The 13,790-nt window shown below is 63.7% G+C and carries 19 protein-coding genes; 10 read left to right on the forward strand and 9 right to left on the reverse strand.

Translation table 11 applies throughout. The features are described from left to right. Both P9273_RS30950 and P9273_RS30955 read right to left on the reverse strand, forming a co-directional pair. Entirely contained in the window at positions 1–219 is a 219-nt protein-coding gene (locus tag P9273_RS30950; RefSeq protein ID WP_278052336.1) for a hypothetical protein, read from the reverse strand. A gap of 14 nt (positions 220–233) precedes the next feature. Continuing rightward, positions 234–557 (reverse strand): hypothetical protein, encoded by a 324-nt coding sequence (locus P9273_RS30955; protein WP_082045150.1) that lies wholly within the window; start codon positions 555–557, stop codon positions 234–236. 95 nt (positions 558–652) lie between these two features. On the opposite strand from P9273_RS30955, the gene P9273_RS30960 reads away from it, so the two are divergent. Next, entirely contained in the window at positions 653–2,656 is a 2,004-nt protein-coding gene (locus tag P9273_RS30960; protein ID WP_278052337.1) for a hybrid sensor histidine kinase/response regulator, read from the forward strand. 36 nt (positions 2,657–2,692) lie between these two features. Here the strand turns inward: P9273_RS30960 and P9273_RS30965 are convergent, their stop codons facing one another. Continuing rightward, positions 2,693–3,265, reverse strand: coding sequence for an HXXEE domain-containing protein (locus P9273_RS30965; RefSeq protein WP_278052338.1), 573 nt, complete (start codon positions 3,263–3,265; stop codon positions 2,693–2,695). A 249-nt stretch (positions 3,266–3,514) separates the two neighbouring features. Between P9273_RS30965 and P9273_RS30970 the strand changes: the two genes are divergently transcribed. Beyond that, the gene (locus tag P9273_RS30970) at positions 3,515–4,489 is read left to right on the forward strand and encodes an alpha/beta fold hydrolase (protein ID WP_278052339.1); all 975 of its coding nucleotides are present in this window, start codon (positions 3,515–3,517) and stop codon (positions 4,487–4,489) included. Positions 4,490–4,565: 76 nt separating this feature from the next. On the opposite strand, the gene P9273_RS30975 is transcribed toward P9273_RS30970, so the two are convergent. Both P9273_RS30975 and P9273_RS30980 read right to left on the reverse strand, forming a co-directional pair. After that, entirely contained in the window at positions 4,566–4,784 is a 219-nt protein-coding gene (locus tag P9273_RS30975; protein WP_040998830.1) for a tautomerase family protein, read from the reverse strand. Between the two features lie 303 nt (positions 4,785–5,087). Further along, positions 5,088–6,005, reverse strand: a complete 918-nt coding sequence (locus P9273_RS30980; RefSeq protein WP_442920278.1) for a polyprenyl synthetase family protein — start codon at positions 6,003–6,005, stop codon at positions 5,088–5,090. Between the two features lie 128 nt (positions 6,006–6,133). Between P9273_RS30980 and P9273_RS30985 the strand changes: the two genes are divergently transcribed. From P9273_RS30985 to P9273_RS30995, 3 genes are all read left to right on the forward strand, one after another. Beyond that, entirely contained in the window at positions 6,134–6,841 is a 708-nt protein-coding gene (locus tag P9273_RS30985; RefSeq protein ID WP_278052369.1) for a biosynthetic peptidoglycan transglycosylase, read from the forward strand. Between the two features lie 154 nt (positions 6,842–6,995). Beyond that, the gene (rpmF, locus tag P9273_RS30990) at positions 6,996–7,178 is read left to right on the forward strand and encodes a 50S ribosomal protein L32 (protein ID WP_006203806.1); all 183 of its coding nucleotides are present in this window, start codon (positions 6,996–6,998) and stop codon (positions 7,176–7,178) included. Positions 7,179–7,395: 217 nt separating this feature from the next. Continuing rightward, a complete protein-coding gene (locus P9273_RS30995) occupies positions 7,396–7,797 on the forward strand; it encodes a hypothetical protein (protein WP_278052358.1) in 402 nt (133 codons plus the stop codon). Here the strand turns inward: P9273_RS30995 and P9273_RS31000 are convergent. Beyond that, positions 7,789–8,307: a winged helix-turn-helix transcriptional regulator gene (locus P9273_RS31000; protein ID WP_278052359.1), complete on the reverse strand. Its 519-nt coding sequence runs from the start codon at positions 8,305–8,307 to the stop codon at positions 7,789–7,791. The two genes, P9273_RS30995 and P9273_RS31000, sit on opposite strands and share 9 nt — an antisense overlap. Positions 8,308–8,395: 88 nt before the next feature. Here P9273_RS31000 and P9273_RS31005 point away from each other — a divergent pair, with 88 nt between their 5' ends. The 4 genes from P9273_RS31005 to P9273_RS31020 all read left to right on the forward strand — a co-directional run bounded on the left by P9273_RS31005 (position 8,396) and on the right by P9273_RS31020 (position 10,772). Then, the gene (locus P9273_RS31005; RefSeq protein WP_278052361.1) at positions 8,396–9,223 is read left to right on the forward strand and encodes an alpha/beta fold hydrolase; all 828 of its coding nucleotides are present in this window, start codon (positions 8,396–8,398) and stop codon (positions 9,221–9,223) included. A 77-nt stretch (positions 9,224–9,300) separates the two neighbouring features. Beyond that, on the forward strand, positions 9,301–9,957 hold the full coding sequence (locus P9273_RS31010) for a glutathione S-transferase family protein (RefSeq protein ID WP_278052363.1): 657 nt from the start codon (positions 9,301–9,303) through the stop codon (positions 9,955–9,957). 6 nt (positions 9,958–9,963) lie between these two features. Continuing rightward, complete coding sequence (locus P9273_RS31015) at positions 9,964–10,299, forward strand: ArsR/SmtB family transcription factor (protein WP_278052364.1); 336 nt, start codon at positions 9,964–9,966, stop codon at positions 10,297–10,299. An 11-nt stretch (positions 10,300–10,310) separates the two neighbouring features. Beyond that, on the forward strand, positions 10,311–10,772 hold the full coding sequence (locus tag P9273_RS31020) for an SRPBCC family protein (RefSeq protein WP_278052365.1): 462 nt from the start codon (positions 10,311–10,313) through the stop codon (positions 10,770–10,772). 16 nt (positions 10,773–10,788) lie between these two features. Here the strand turns inward: P9273_RS31020 and P9273_RS31025 are convergent, their stop codons facing one another. The 3 genes from P9273_RS31025 to P9273_RS31035 form a co-directional block, all read right to left on the reverse strand. Further along, positions 10,789–11,064, reverse strand: coding sequence for an ArsR/SmtB family transcription factor (locus P9273_RS31025; protein ID WP_040998815.1), 276 nt, complete (start codon positions 11,062–11,064; stop codon positions 10,789–10,791). A gap of 32 nt (positions 11,065–11,096) precedes the next feature. Beyond that, on the reverse strand, positions 11,097–12,344 hold the full coding sequence (locus P9273_RS31030; RefSeq protein ID WP_040998814.1) for an MFS transporter: 1,248 nt from the start codon (positions 12,342–12,344) through the stop codon (positions 11,097–11,099). Between the two features lie 94 nt (positions 12,345–12,438). After that, positions 12,439–12,633, reverse strand: coding sequence for a DUF1192 domain-containing protein (locus P9273_RS31035; protein ID WP_040998812.1), 195 nt, complete (start codon positions 12,631–12,633; stop codon positions 12,439–12,441). Between the two features lie 111 nt (positions 12,634–12,744). Between P9273_RS31035 and P9273_RS31040 the strand changes: the two genes are divergently transcribed. Beyond that, complete coding sequence (locus P9273_RS31040) at positions 12,745–13,752, forward strand: NAD(P)H-quinone oxidoreductase (protein WP_278052366.1); 1,008 nt, start codon at positions 12,745–12,747, stop codon at positions 13,750–13,752. Positions 13,753–13,790: the final 38 nt, after the last annotated feature.

Raw genomic sequence — 13,790 nt, forward strand, 5'->3', positions numbered from 1 at the left:
TCAATCCAACGTATCGGAGAGGATCCGGTTTCCTTTGCGCAGTGTGATCCGCCGTTGAGGATGCTCGTCTCTCGCAGCTTGAAAAATGGCGCGGGCAAGCTGGGCTGTAACGGCGCGTGCAAGAACCCGTTCGATGATCTCGTGGCTTTCGGCGTGCCAGAGTTCGACACGATAGGGCAGCGCTTCTGCCGAACGGGAAGAGTTGGCGCTCCGTGTCATAGACAGGCCTCTGCCTAATTCGTCGGACCGTTCCATCTCGAAACGAAATTGTTCTTGTGTCGTAAAGTGACGTAGCGGTCCGGATGCTCACGCGTCGCTGCGTAGTAAGCGGCGTAGCCGATGCTGGCATTGGCCGTGACAGCAAGAACTTGTTCGACCCCGTTCTTGGCGGCGTTCCACAACTCGACCCTATACGGGAGTTCGTCATGCTCGGCAGATCCGAGTTCATGGGGGACGGGATTCTCGTCTTCGTCTCCAGGCTCGTTTTCCGGAGCAAAGCTGTACAAATAACCCGGGTTTCTCAGGTTGGATGCGAGAGCGGATGAATGTGTCGCCATTGTCCAAGCCTGTTGCTATGCCGGATAGGCGCGCCTATGGTGCTGACGCGTCATCGGACGAACTGCTTATGCGAGCGTAGAACGCGGGTTGGACAATGCCACTGACCACAACCGACGCGCAACATCTTTCCGACAGCCATCGCCTCGAATTCTTCATCGACGCTGTTGCCGATTATGCGATCTATACGCTTGATGCGGAGGGCTTCATCACCAGCTGGAACGCCGGCGCCGAGAAAATAAAGGGCTATGCGGCCCCGGAGATCCTGGGGCAGCATTTTTCCCGGTTCTTCACGGCCGAAGATCAGGCGAACGCCGTTCCTGACAAGATGCTTGCCGCGGCAAAGGAGGAGGGAAGGTACGAGGCCGAGGGCTGGCGGGTGCGCAAGGACGGGACCAGATTCTGGTCGAGTAGCGTTGTTCAACGGGTCGTGGACCGGAACGCCGTTCTCCTGGGCTACGCGAAGATCACGCGAGACATCACCGAGCGGGTGGCCGCGCATCAGTCGCTGCTGCAGAGCGAGCGGCGCTTCCGCATCCTAGTCGACGGCGTGACCGACTATGCCATCTACATGCTTGATCCAAGCGGCACGATCACCAATTGGAACGTTGGCGCCGAGCGGCTGAAAGGCTACACCGCCGAGGAAATCGTGGGGCAGCATTTCTCCAAATTCTATACCCGTGAAGAACGCGCAAAAGGCACGCCGCTCCGCGTCCTCGAAGCAGCCATGCAGAACGGGCGGTATGAAGGCGAGGGCTGGCGCGTACGCAAGGATGGCAGCCATTTCTGGGCGTCGGTTGTCGTTACCCCGATTCATAACGACGCAGGCCAGCTCGAAGGATTCGCCAAGGTTACGCGCGACATCACCGAACGCCGTGCGGCGCACGAAGCATTGCGTCAAAGCGAGCGCCAGTTCCGCCTCCTGGTGAGCGGCGTGACCGACTACGCGCTTTTCATGCTGGATCCCAACGGGCTGGTGACCAGCTGGAACGCCGGTGCGGAGCGCATCAAGGGTTATACGGCCGAAGAAATCATCGGTCAGCACTTCTCCCGTTTTTACACGGAGCATGATCGCGCCGCCGGTTTACCTGGCCGCGCGCTCTATACGGCAACGCGCGACGGACGCTTCGAAACCGAGGGCCATCGCGTCCGCAAGGACGGGACGCTGTTCTGGGCGAATGTCGTGATCGATCCGATCCGCGACGAGCGAGGAGAGCTGATCGGTTTTGCCAAGATCACGCGCGACATCACTGGTCGACGCGATGCGGAGGTCGCACTCCGGCAGGCGCAAGCGCAACGCGCTCATGCCCAGAAAATGGATGCGCTCGGTCAATTGACCGGCAGCATCGTGCATGATTTCAACAACCTGCTCACGGTGGTCGACAGCTACGTCCGCAAGGTGAAGAACGCCGGCGTCGATCCCGAAATGAAGCGGGCGACCGAATCCGTGGAGCTTGCGCTCCAGCGCGGCGCCGGATTGACGCGCCAGCTGCTGGCCTTCTCGCGCAAGCATGCTGCCCGCGCCGAGGTCGTATCACTGGCAGAGCGGGTGGAAGCCGTTCGTGGAATGATAGCGGGCTCCATGCGCAAGTCGGTGAAGCTGGTTGCCGCTGTCGGACCCGAAACCTGGCCAGTGAAGGTCGACCCTGGCGAACTGGAGCTTGGTCTCGTCAACATTGCCTTCAATGCGCGGGACGCCATGCCTGACGGTGGCCTGGTAACGATCACGGCGGAGAACATGCTGCTATCCGGCGGCGACAACGCAGCCGGCCTGCAAGGCGAATTCGTCGCATTACGGGTGACCGACACAGGCATCGGAATTGCGCCAGACCTGCTTCCGCAGGTTTTCGAACCGTTCTTCACGACCAAAGGGCCCGAGAAGGGCACAGGCCTCGGCCTCGCACAGGTCTACGGTTTCGCGCAGCAGTCCGGCGGCGCGGTCACGATCGACAGCGAAGTTGGCAAGGGCACGACCGTGACGATCTATTTGCCGCGGGCCGATATGGCGGCCGCCGCACCGGGCGCGGAGCCAACACAGCCGGCCAGCGCGAATGTGGTGCCATTGAGGACAAAGGGACGTTTTGCCGGGGATCAAGGCTGATCGGCCGGGCTGCTGCGCTGGACGTCGCCGGAGATGCTACGAGGCGGCGACAAGAGAGCGGTATCGGGCGGCCACCACCGCAATGATCGCCAGGTGAAGCAGGATCGCGAGCGCTGCACCGACCAATGGCGGGGCAAGACCTTCCGTCCAGCCGATGATCCAGATCGTTGCGACGCCCAGCGGCAAAAACAAAACGACGCTGGTGACGAGGCCGGGATTGTATTTGCCGAGCCGCGCCGATGTGACGAGATGCGCGAGCGCGTTCACGACCATGACATAGGGGGCAACCAGGCCCCAAGCGGGTCCCCATAGGAATGCCGCATAAAGAGCCAAGGGGTTGATGCCCCAGACAAACGGCAGGTTGATGACGAGAACGGAGGCGACGGTAAGGGCGTCGCGGCCGCTGAAGACATGCTCGTTCGCGAATTTGCGGAACCGGTCGCCGGTGTGCTCTTCGACCTGATGGGCCATGTAGACCGGGCTGTGCAGGAAGATCAGGAACACCGGCAGAGGAAGGGATACAACAGGCGCGGCCGCCATAAGCGATGCTGCCATGAACCCTGCACCAATGACCCAATAGTCGGCCAGCCAGGCTTGCAGCTTAAGCATTGGTTCCCGGCATCCTCCGGCATTTGTCAGCCGGCGATCTTGCACGAATGGATGCGCAGCACCAGACCCATTCGAGCGTATGGACGTCCTGGCGCTCCCTGACACCGGACGTTGACTGCCGCGACCGTCCCTGAGACAGTCAAACAAGATGCGCTCCTCCGAAACTTGGCACGCCATTGGTCAGCCGGCCGTTGCGGCCTCTGGCCAGCCGCCATGTATCGGAGGTGGAAACCAGCACGCGAGGCGGCCGTGAGCGAACCTGCACAGCGAATAGTCGAGACCAACGGCATCCGCCTCAACATCGCGGAGCTCGGAGACGGGCCTCTTGTGCTTTTGTGCCATGGCTTTCCCGAATCCTGGTATTCCTGGCGCCATCAGTTGAGCGCGCTTGCGGCGGCGGGCTTTCGCGCCGTCGCCCCCGACATGCGGGGCTACGGCAAGAGCGATCGGCCGGAAGCGATCGACCAGTACACGCTCTTTCATCTGGTCGGCGACATGGTGGGCCTTCTCGACGCCCTCGACGCCTCCACCTCCGTCATCGTCGGCCACGACTGGGGCGCGGCCGTGGCCTGGCATGCGGCGCTGCTGCGACCGGACCGCTTCCGCGCCGTCATCGGCCTCAGCGTGCCGTTCCGGCCGCGCGCCAAGGCGCGCCCGACCAGCCTCATGCCGCGAACGGCGGATTCCCAATTCTACCAGCTTTATTTCCAACAGCCCGGCGTTGCCGAGGCAGAGCTGGAACGAGACCCGCGGGCCACGGTTCGCACCATGCTCTACGCTGTGTCGGGAGATGCGTCAGACGGCGGCGCAGGAATGGCCATGGTCCCGCACGGCGGAGGTCTTCTGCAAGCCCTCGAGGCGCCTGCGAGCCTGCCGCATTGGCTCAATGAAGGCGACATCGATTTCTACGCCGGCGAGTTTCGGCGCACCGGCTTTGCCGGGGGTCTCAACTGGTACCGCAACATCGACCGGAACTGGGAACTGATGGCGCCCTTTGCAGGCGCGCGGGTCAGGGTTCCAGCACTCTACATTGCGGGCGACCGCGACCTGGTGGTCGCCTTCCCCGGCATGGATCAACTGCTGGCCAATCTCAGGAATTTCGTCCCGCAAATCCGCGATACCCTCATGCTGCCGGGATGCGGGCATTGGACCCAGCAGGAGCGGCCGGACGAGGTCAACGCCGCGATGATCGATTTCCTCCAGAGCTTGCCGAACCAGAGCTGATCCGAGGCAAAGCGAGTATCGGCCCCGACACGGAAAGTTGGGCGTGCTGCTCGGCAAGCGACTCGCCCGGTTCAAGTCAGGCATTATCCTTGGCCCGGTAGGCGTCGGGAAGAATGAAGACCTCGTCGGCGCGGCCGTAGCCTCCGTCGGGAACTTCCTCGATCAGCACCATGGTGTAGGGACGCACGCCTTCGCCGAAATAGTCGACGAACATCTGCGTGGTCTTGTGGACGAGGTCCTCCTTCTGCGCCTTTGTGAGGGCGGCCTCAGGCATCTTGAAGTTGGCGAAGGGCATTTCCAGGTTCCTTTCGGGTTGGATATCACAGCTCCGGACGAAGGCGGCCGGCGAGGCGTCATCGGCCGGACCGATCTCCGTTCGTTGTCCTGGAGCGGATATAGACTGCTGCCGATCCCGGATAATCACCCGGCTATCGACAGCAGTATTCGGCTGGAGCGAACAATCGGAGCCTTTGTCGGCCTCTACACAGAGCCGGCAGCTCCTTCGTGGCTACGCTTTCCGGAAGCCGGCATCGCGCATTCTCGCCGAGGGCAGAGGATTAGTGCCGGGTCGGCATCGGCCGCCCGCCCGTGCCGCAGTTCAGCTGCTGCGCGTCGCCACGAAGGTCGCCGCTTGCTTGAGCAGTTCGGCCGCTTCGCCATAGGGCTCGAGCAGGGCATGCGCCTGCTCGATCAGGCCGTGGAGCTGCTCGCGCGCCCAGCCGGGGCCGTTGAGCGCGGCAAGCGTCGCCTTGCCGGCGGCGGCGTCCTTGTTGGTCGCCTTGCCCATCTGCTTGGCGTCGGCGGTGAGGTCGAGAAGGTCGTCGGCGAGCTGGAAGGCAAGGCCGATCGCCGAGCCGAACTCCGCCAGCCTCTCCCGGTCGGCGGGCGCCACGCCGGCAAGGATCGCGCCGGCCTCGCAGGCGAAGCGGATCAGCGCGCCGGTCTTCATCGCCTGCAGGGTGATGATGCCGGCCTCGTCCGGCCGTTTGCGCGCGGCTTCAAGGTCGAGCGTCTGGCCGCCGACCATGCCGCCGGCGCCGGCCGCGCGGGCAAGTGCGAGAATGAGGGTGGCGCGGCGTTCGGCCGACAGCGCGGTCGCTTCGTCGGCGATGATGTCGAAGGCCAAAGTCAAAAGCGCATCGCCGGCGAGGATCGCGGTCGCCTCGTCGAAGGCCTTGTGCACCGTCGGCTGGCCGCGGCGCAGATCATCGTCGTCCATGGAAGGCAGGTCATCATGGATCAGCGAGTAGCAATGCACGCATTCGAGCGCGGCGGCGACACGGAGCGCCGCCTCGCCATCGGCGGAGAAAAGAGCTGCGCTTTCCAGGACCAGAAAAGGCCGCAGCCGCTTGCCGCCATTGAGCACGCCGTGGCGCATCGCCGCCATCAGGCGCTCCGGCCGCGCGATCTCGCCGGCGAGCGGACGCGCGTCGAGGATCCGGCGCAGCTCGGTCTCGACGGCGGCGGCGCGCATGAAAAGCGCGGTTTCGAAGGCGATCTGGTCGTCTTTGCTCATGGCCGGGACCGGTAGCCGACACTCAGACATTGCGCAAGCAGGCGCGCGCCTTTATGCCGATGGGGGCGAGGCACGGGTGGGACGGCGTGACGGAACCGATCGTCGAACATGGAAGCGAAGGGCTGGACATGGCGCGGCCGCGGCGCCTGAACCGCGCCGGTCTGAGGCGCCTCGGCCGGCGCTGCCTGGTCGTCGCCATCGTTTTGGCGGCCATACCGGTCGTGCTCACCTTCCTTTACCTGCCGTCCTTCGTGCATCCGGTCTCGACGCTGATGCTGAAGGACCTCGTGACCTTTTCGGGCTACGACCGGCGCTGGGTGTCGATCGACGACGTAGCGCCGGTGCTGGCGCATTCGGTGATCATGTCGGAGGACGGGCAGTTCTGCTTCCATCGCGGCGTCGACCTCGGCGAATTGCGCGGCGTGGTCGACGATGCGCTGGCCGGCGAGGCGACGCGTGGCGCCTCCACCATCACCATGCAGACAGTGAAGAACCTTTTTCTGTGGTCGCGGCCATTGGGCAGCGTGCGAAAGGTGGTCGAGCTGCCTTTAGCCATCTATTTCGACGCGGTGATGTCGAAGCGGCGGATCATGGAGATCTACCTCAACATCGCCGAATGGGGGCCGGGCATCTACGGCATCGAGGCCGCCGCCCGGCATCATTTCGGCGTCTCGGCCAAGCAATTGTCGCGAAGGCAGGCGGCGCTGCTCGCCGTCAGCCTGCCCAATCCCATCGCGCGCAATCCGGCGAAGCCCGGGCCGGGATTGCGGCGGTTGGCCTCGCTGATCGAGCGGCGCGCCAGTCGCTCAGGCGCGTATGTCGGTTGCCTGGATTAGGACGAAGCGGCGCCGGCTCAAAAAAATTCGCGGCCAGCGCTGGCCAAAAGGGCGCAAGGCGTGTATAGGCACCCGACTTTCTCAGATTATGGCCTCGATGCGGCCCTTTCGCGAGGGTTGCCGGGGCATTTTGACCATGTAGTGGAGCATATCCATGGCCGTTCCAAAAAGAAAAACCTCTCCGTCGAAGCGCGGCATGCGCCGCTCGGCCGACGCCCTCAAGGCCCCGACCTATGTCGAGGACAAGAATTCCGGCGAAATGCGCCGCCCGCACCACATCGACCTGAAGACCGGCATGTACCGCGGCCGCCAGGTGCTGGAGCCGAAGGAAAGCTGAGAGGCTTCCAAGGGTTTCCGACTTTCGAAAGACCGGCCTCGGGCCGGTCTTTTTGCGTATGGCCCCGGTTGGCGTCGCGAGCTGCAGAAAAGCCAGGGCAACCGGCTGACATCGTTATTTCATTAGGTCTTAGAGCGTGTTCGCGGTTGCCGGCGAAAAGCCTTGACGGCGCGCTTGCCGCGGATTTTACAAAAGGGTGCCCATTGGAGTCACCCAGATGTTCGGTGCCGTCCCGCTGCTGATCGTGCCCTTCGTCCTCTACAATCTCGGCCTGCTCGGATTGTTCGGCGGTGGCGACGAGCCGTGGATGATCGAGATGTTCTCCTTCCGCATGATGTCGGGCGGCGTCTTTTCGATGACGCTCGGCGACCTGATGGTGCTGATCGGGCTGATCTTCCTGTTCATCGAGATCTCGAAATCGGTGCGCACGACCAATGCCTCGATCCTCGACCACCTGCTCTCGACACTGGTCTTCATCGCCTTTCTGGTCGAATTCCTGCTGGTGAAGGGCGCGGCGCATTCCGTCTTCTTCACGCTGATGATCATCGCGCTGTTCGACGTGCTGGCCGGCTTTTCGGTGTCGATGCGGTCGGCCAGTCGCGACATCAACTTAAACTGACGGCATCTCAGCCTTTCGCGCGACCACTTCGTCGTAGGCAGCGCGCAGTTGCTGGCGCACCGTCGGCGTACCCGGCGGCGTCTTCGACGGCGCGCCGAGATGCTCATGGCGCAACTCGTCCATGAATTGCTCCCATAGCGGCGGACCGCCCTTTTCGAGCAGCTCGGCGCGGATCGACAATTCTTCCGTGACCGGCAGCCAGACGCGCCCCCAGGCGCCGACCTGCGCCATGATCGGGACGAGCGTGATCGCCATCTCGGTCAGGCTGTAGATCGCTTTCTGCTTGTGGCTGGGATCGTCGGCCTTGGTCAGCAGGCCGAGCTCCATCAGCCGCTTCAGCCGGTCGGCCAGGATGTTGGAGGCGATGCCTTCCAGCGAGCCGTTGAGCAACTCGCGGAAATGACGCCTGCCGCCGAAGATCATGTCGCGCAGGATGATCAGGCTCCAGCGATCGCCGAACACCTCGAGCGACAGATTGATCGGGCAGCCGGACCGGCGGTCGATGCTCATAGCACTCTCCAGAAAAACCAGTTGCATTATGATATCGGTTTTATTATCGTGCAACTGATTGCAAAATGCAATCAGATTGGAGGAGCAGATGACCCCCGAAACGCGGCGCCCCGACATCGTTTCGCAAAGCTTTGGCAGTCCGAAAGATCCGCCGATCCTTCTGATCATGGGCGCAATGGCGTCGATGCTGTGGTGGCCGGAAGCCTTCTGCCGGCAGCTTGCCGGGCGCGGCCGCTTCGTCATCCGCTACGACAATCGCGACACCGGCCTGTCGACCAAATATCCGCCGGGCGCGCCGCCCTACACATTCGAGGACATGGTGGACGACGCCCTCCGCGTGCTCGACGACCATCGCGTCGGCAAGGCGCATGTCGCCGGCATGTCGATGGGCGGCATGCTCGCGCAGAGCATGGCGCTGAAATATCCCGAACGCGTCAGCGCGCTCACTGTGATCTCCTGTTCGCCGCTCGGCTTCGATACGTCCGGCCTGCCGGGAACGACCGAGGCCTATAGGGAACATTCGGCGGAAGGCGCCAATGTCGACTGGTCGAAGCGGTCGCAGGTGCTCGACTTCATGGTCAAGGACGCCCGCGTGATCGCGAGCACGCTGCATCCGTTCGACGAGAAGCGGACGCGCAAGATGATCGAGGAGGATTACGACCGGTCCGGCGGTCTCGCCAGCGCGACCAACCATTTCCTGCTCAAGGGCGGCGGCCCGCAGCGCACGGTGCGGGGTCTGCGCGCACCGCTGCTCGTCATCCACGGCAGCGCCGATTCGTTGTTCCCGATCGAACACGGTGAGGCGCTCGCCAAGGCTGTTCCCGGCGCAAGGCTGGTCAAGATCGAAGGCGGTGGCCACGAACTGCACCGCAATGACTGGCCGCAGATCATCGAAGCCATCGCCGAACACGGCTAACCGATAGGAAGCTGCCTTGACTCAAGCCGTTCGCAGCAATAGTGAAGTGAGTACTTAAGTATCGAAAGAGAGCGAGAATGTCCCTGACATTGCATTTCCACCCGCTGGCCTCGTTCTGCTGGAAGCCGCTGATCGCGTTCTACGAGAACGACACGCCTTTCGAGCCGGTCATCGTCGATCTCGGCGACGAAGCTTCCCGCGCGGCTTTCCTGAAGGTGTCGCCGACCGGCAAGATGCCGGCGCTGCGTGACGACGCGCGGGATCGCACGGTGCTGGAATCGACCATCGTCGTCGAATATCTCGCCGCGCATTACCCCGGGCCGGTGGCGCTCGTTCCGGCCGATATCGATCTTGCCCTGCAAGTCCGGCAGGCCGACCGCTTCTACGATTTCTACGTGCAGCATCCAATGCAGAAGATCGTCGGCGACCGCCTGCGGCCAAAGGATCAGACCGATCCGTTCGGGGTCGAGGAGGCTCGTGCGCAATTGCGCAACTCCTACGCCATTGTCGAAGAGGAGATGGCGGGAAGGATCTGGGCTGTAGGCGAAGGCTTCACCATGGCCGACTGCGCCGCCTCGCCGGCACTGTTCTATGCCAACAAGGTCGAGCCGTTCGGGGACAAGTTTCCGGCGATCAAAGCCTATCACGACCGGCTGCTTGCGCGCCCGTCCTTCGCCCGCGTGATCGAGGAAGCGGGACCTTATTTCAAGTTCTTTCCGTATAATAACGGCTAGCCGGCGATGATGCACGATCCGGCCCAGCTCGACCTTATGTTCCAGGCGCTTGCCGATCCGGCGCGGCGCCAGATGGTAGACCGCCTGTCGCGCGGGCCGGCATCGGTCAGCCAACTGGCCGAACCGCTGGCGATGTCGCTTTCGGCCGTCGTCCAGCATCTCAACGTGCTCGAGGCAAGCGGCCTGGTCAGGACCGAAAAGCTTGGCCGGGTGCGGACCTGCCAAATCGAGCCGCAGGCGCTTCGGGCCGCCGAGCACTGGATCAATGAGCGGCGGCTCGCCTGGGAGCGCCGGCCCGACCGGCTCGGCGATTTTCTCGCTGAAGCCAAGGATGAAAGCTGAAGGAAGCCGTCATGACTGAACGATCCGTCGTCCATTCCACCTTCGTCATCGAGCGCGTCTATCCCGCGGCGCCGGAGAAGGTCTATTTCGCGTTGAGCGATTCGGCGGCGAACAAACGCTGGTTCTTCGATCCCGACAACCCGATGCCCAGCCGGCATGAGATGGACTTCCGTGTCGGCGGCAAGGAGGTGAATGCCGGCTGTCCCAGCGATGGGCAGATGCATTTCTACAACGCGGTCTATCAGGACATCGTGCCCAACCGGCGCATCGTCTACAGCTACGAGCTCTTGTTCGGCGAGACCCGGGTTTCGGTGTCGCTCGCGACGATCGAGCTCATCGCCGAAGGCAAGGGTACGCGGCTGATCCTGACGGAGCAGGGCGCCTTCTTCGACGGCATCGACTCACCGGCCATCCGCGAGCACGGCACCGGCGAGTTGCTCGACGCGCTCGGGACGGCACTGGCGGCGAGTTGAGCCTCCAGCCGGCGGACTATTCGCCCGGCGCTGTTTCCCAGAACTGGTCGAGCCAGATGTTAAGTCTCAGGAAGCCGGCGCTGCTGACAGTATAGACGCGCCTTGTGCCCTCGGCCTTGGCGTTGACCAGGCCGGCATCGAGCAGAACCTTCAGATGCTGGGAAACCGCCGGGCGTGAGACGGGCAGCCCGGCCGCCAATTCGTTCACCGTCTTCGGGCCGCGCCGGAGTTCTTCCAAGAGATAGCGCCGATTGGGATCGGCTATCGCCACGAAGGCGTCAGAAAACATCATGCCTCTATTTGTGAGGCAAAGTCTTGCGAATCTCAACTATTGGTTTCAACCTTTCTTCGCGGATCGAGCCGCGTCGCCTCGGGCGTGACCGCGCGGTCCGCGGGCTGCGTCTTGAAGGCATCGCGGTTTTCGATGGGCACCGGCGCGCGGGCGCGGATGCGCAGCAGCGTGTAGCCGGCGAGGCCGAGATGGGCGAGCGCGGTTGCCAGGAAAAGCCCTTCCGGACGTACCGAACCCATCAAGGCCGCTGCCAAAAGCGGGCCGATCATGGTGCCGAAGCCGTAGAGCAGCAACAGGCCGCCGGAAACCTTGACGAAGTCCTCGGCGCGGGCGTGGTCGTTGGCATGCGCGACGGCGATCGAATAGAGCGTATAGGCGAAGGCGCCATAGGCGGCGGTCATCACGATGACGAAGACGCCCGAACGCGGCGCGAACAGGAAGATCAGCACCGCGACCAGCGCGGCGCCGAACGCAGCGCCCGCCAGCACGAAGCGGCGGTCGGTCGTGTCCGACAGGCGCCCGGCCGGAAGCTGCATGGCGGCGCCGGCGATGACCACAAGGCTCATCATCAGTGCGATCTCGGCAGTGGAGATGCCGATGCGGGCGCCATAGACGGCGCCGAGCGTGCCCCAGGCGCCGTTGGCGATGCCGATCAGGAGGCAGGCTACCGCCGACACCGGCGAATTGGCATAGAGGCCTTTGATGTCGAGCTTGACGTCCTGCAGGGGCTTCGGATGCGACTGCGTCGAGACGGCCGTCGGGATGAGCGACAGGCAAAACAGGATGCCGGTGATCATGAACAGCGAGGCCGACCGCACGTCGCCGCCGGCGACGATCATCTGACCGCCCATGATCGAGGCATAGGTGACCATCATGTAGAGGCCGAAGACGGTGCCGCGGTTCTCGTTGGTGGCCTTCTCGTTCAGCCAGCTCTCGATCACCATGAAGGCGCCGGCCATGGTGAAGCCGGTGAAGGCGCGCAAAAGGATCCAGACATATTCGTCGATGATGAGGCCGGTGAGCAGCGCGATAATCGCGCCGGACGCGGCGAAGGCGCCGAAGGCCCTGACATGGCCGGCACGGCGCACGAGGCGGGGCGCGAAAAAACAGCCGGCGACGAAGCCCCCGGCCCAGGCCGTGCCCATCAGGCCGAGCGAAGCGGTCGAAAAGCCTTCCACCTGGCCGCGCAGCGGCAGGAGCAGTCCATGCAGGCCGGATGCGGCGAGCAGGAACGCCGTGCCGCGCAGCAGCGAGAGGATCGGTCTGTAGGTTGCAAACATGGGCTGATCCGGCTGGAATTTCGGGCGCAGGTCTGTTTCAGCGTCTGGCAGTCGCAATCAGGCTTTTCCGGGGCGGACTGGCGCGCCGGCGGAACTATCCTCTGCGAAACAGCGCCTCGGCCGCGGATTTGGTGGCGCCCTTGGCGGCCCGTGCCTCTTCCAGCCGGGCGATCTCGTCGCGCAGCATCGCAATGCGCTCGGACAATTCGTCGACGGAAAGCAGCGAGAGGTCCTGGCCGATCTCGTGCGGGCGCGGCTTCTTCCTGGGTTCGTCGTCGAAGATCGCCATCGTCGCTTCTCCCTTGCTTGGCCATTTGCCTGATTTGGCAATCAGAATACATAGGGCAGGGGCGCCGATGCAAACGGCCGACAACAGATCGACATAAGGAGACGGCAAGCCATGGCAAGTCAGAAGATTCCGGCGACGATGACAGCCATCGCGATCTCGCAGCCCGGTGGGCCAAGAGTGCTCAAGCCGGAGACGCGCGACGTGCCCGCGCCTGGTCCGGGCGAGGTGGTGATCCGCGTGCATGCGGCCGGCGTCAACCGGCCGGACGTCCAGCAGCGCAAGGGCGCCTATCCGCCGCCGCCCGGCGCTTCGGACTTGCCCGGCCTCGAGGTGGCCGGCGAAGTCGCGGTGCTCGGCGACGAGATATCGCGCTGGCGCCTCGGCGACCGGGTCTGCGCGCTGACGCCGGGCGGCGGCTACGCCGAATATGTCAAAGTCCATGCCGGCAGCGTGCTGCCGATCCCGGCCGGCTTCACCTATTCGGAGGCCGCCGCCGTGCCGGAGAACTATTTCACCGTCTGGCACAATGTGTTCGAGCGCGGCGGCCTGAAGAAGGGCGAGACCCTGCTTGTCCATGGCGGCTCGTCCGGCATCGGCACCACCGCCATCCAACTGGCCTTTGCTTTCGGCGCCACTGTGATCACCACCGCAGGCAGTAAGGAGAAATGCGACGCTTGTCTCAAGCTCGGCGCCGACCGGGCGATCAACTATCGCGAGGAGGATTTCGTCGCCGCGGTGAAGGATGCGACCAGTGGCAAGGGCGTCGACGTCATCCTCGACATGGTCGGCGGCGACTATGTCGCGCGCAACTACGAGGCCGCGGCCGTCGAGGGGCGCATTGTCCAGATCGCCGTGCAGGCCGGTGCTGTCGCAAGCACCAATTTCGCAACGCTCATGGTCAAGCGCCTGACCCACACGGGTTCGACGCTCAGGCCGCGTACCGTCGAGTTCAAGGCGGCGATCGCCGCCGCGCTTGAGGCCCAGGTGTGGCCGCTGCTCGGCACGCGCAAGGTGGCACCCGTCATGGACATGATCTTTCCGCTGACCGAAGCCTGGCGGGCGCATGAGCGTATGGAAGAGGGTGAGCATATCGGCAAGATCGTCCTCGACGTTGGTTGAGGTAGGGGAAGTAGGGGAGTAGGGGAGTAGGGGAGTAG

This window comes from Mesorhizobium sp. WSM4935, assembly GCF_029625735.1.
In the GTDB taxonomy this organism is placed as follows: domain Bacteria; phylum Pseudomonadota; class Alphaproteobacteria; order Rhizobiales; family Rhizobiaceae; genus Mesorhizobium.

Coding starts and splice junctions, on each gene's coding strand:
- P9273_RS31015 (WP_278052364.1), top strand. CDS start 9,964: ATGATGCACGATCCGGCCCAGCTCGACCTTATGTTCCAGGCGCTTGCC.
- P9273_RS31020 (WP_278052365.1), top strand. CDS start 10,311: ATGACTGAACGATCCGTCGTCCATTCCACCTTCGTCATCGAGCGCGTC.
- P9273_RS30965 (WP_278052338.1), bottom strand. CDS start 3,265: ATGCTTAAGCTGCAAGCCTGGCTGGCCGACTATTGGGTCATTGGTGCA.
- P9273_RS30960 (WP_278052337.1), top strand. CDS start 653: ATGCCACTGACCACAACCGACGCGCAACATCTTTCCGACAGCCATCGC.
- P9273_RS30975 (WP_040998830.1), bottom strand. CDS start 4,784: ATGCCCTTCGCCAACTTCAAGATGCCTGAGGCCGCCCTCACAAAGGCG.
- P9273_RS31010 (WP_278052363.1), top strand. CDS start 9,301: ATGTCCCTGACATTGCATTTCCACCCGCTGGCCTCGTTCTGCTGGAAG.
- P9273_RS31005 (WP_278052361.1), top strand. CDS start 8,396: ATGACCCCCGAAACGCGGCGCCCCGACATCGTTTCGCAAAGCTTTGGC.
- P9273_RS30985 (WP_278052369.1), top strand. CDS start 6,134: ATGGCGCGGCCGCGGCGCCTGAACCGCGCCGGTCTGAGGCGCCTCGGC.
- P9273_RS31040 (WP_278052366.1), top strand. CDS start 12,745: ATGGCAAGTCAGAAGATTCCGGCGACGATGACAGCCATCGCGATCTCG.
- P9273_RS30980 (WP_442920278.1), bottom strand. CDS start 6,005: ATGAGCAAAGACGACCAGATCGCCTTCGAAACCGCGCTTTTCATGCGC.
- P9273_RS31025 (WP_040998815.1), bottom strand. CDS start 11,064: ATGATGTTTTCTGACGCCTTCGTGGCGATAGCCGATCCCAATCGGCGC.
- P9273_RS30995 (WP_278052358.1), top strand. CDS start 7,396: ATGTTCGGTGCCGTCCCGCTGCTGATCGTGCCCTTCGTCCTCTACAAT.
- P9273_RS30955 (WP_082045150.1), bottom strand. CDS start 557: ATGGCGACACATTCATCCGCTCTCGCATCCAACCTGAGAAACCCGGGT.
- P9273_RS31035 (WP_040998812.1), bottom strand. CDS start 12,633: ATGGCGATCTTCGACGACGAACCCAGGAAGAAGCCGCGCCCGCACGAG.
- P9273_RS31030 (WP_040998814.1), bottom strand. CDS start 12,344: ATGTTTGCAACCTACAGACCGATCCTCTCGCTGCTGCGCGGCACGGCG.
- rpmF (WP_006203806.1), top strand. CDS start 6,996: ATGGCCGTTCCAAAAAGAAAAACCTCTCCGTCGAAGCGCGGCATGCGC.
- P9273_RS31000 (WP_278052359.1), bottom strand. CDS start 8,307: ATGAGCATCGACCGCCGGTCCGGCTGCCCGATCAATCTGTCGCTCGAG.
- P9273_RS30950 (WP_278052336.1), bottom strand. CDS start 219: ATGACACGGAGCGCCAACTCTTCCCGTTCGGCAGAAGCGCTGCCCTAT.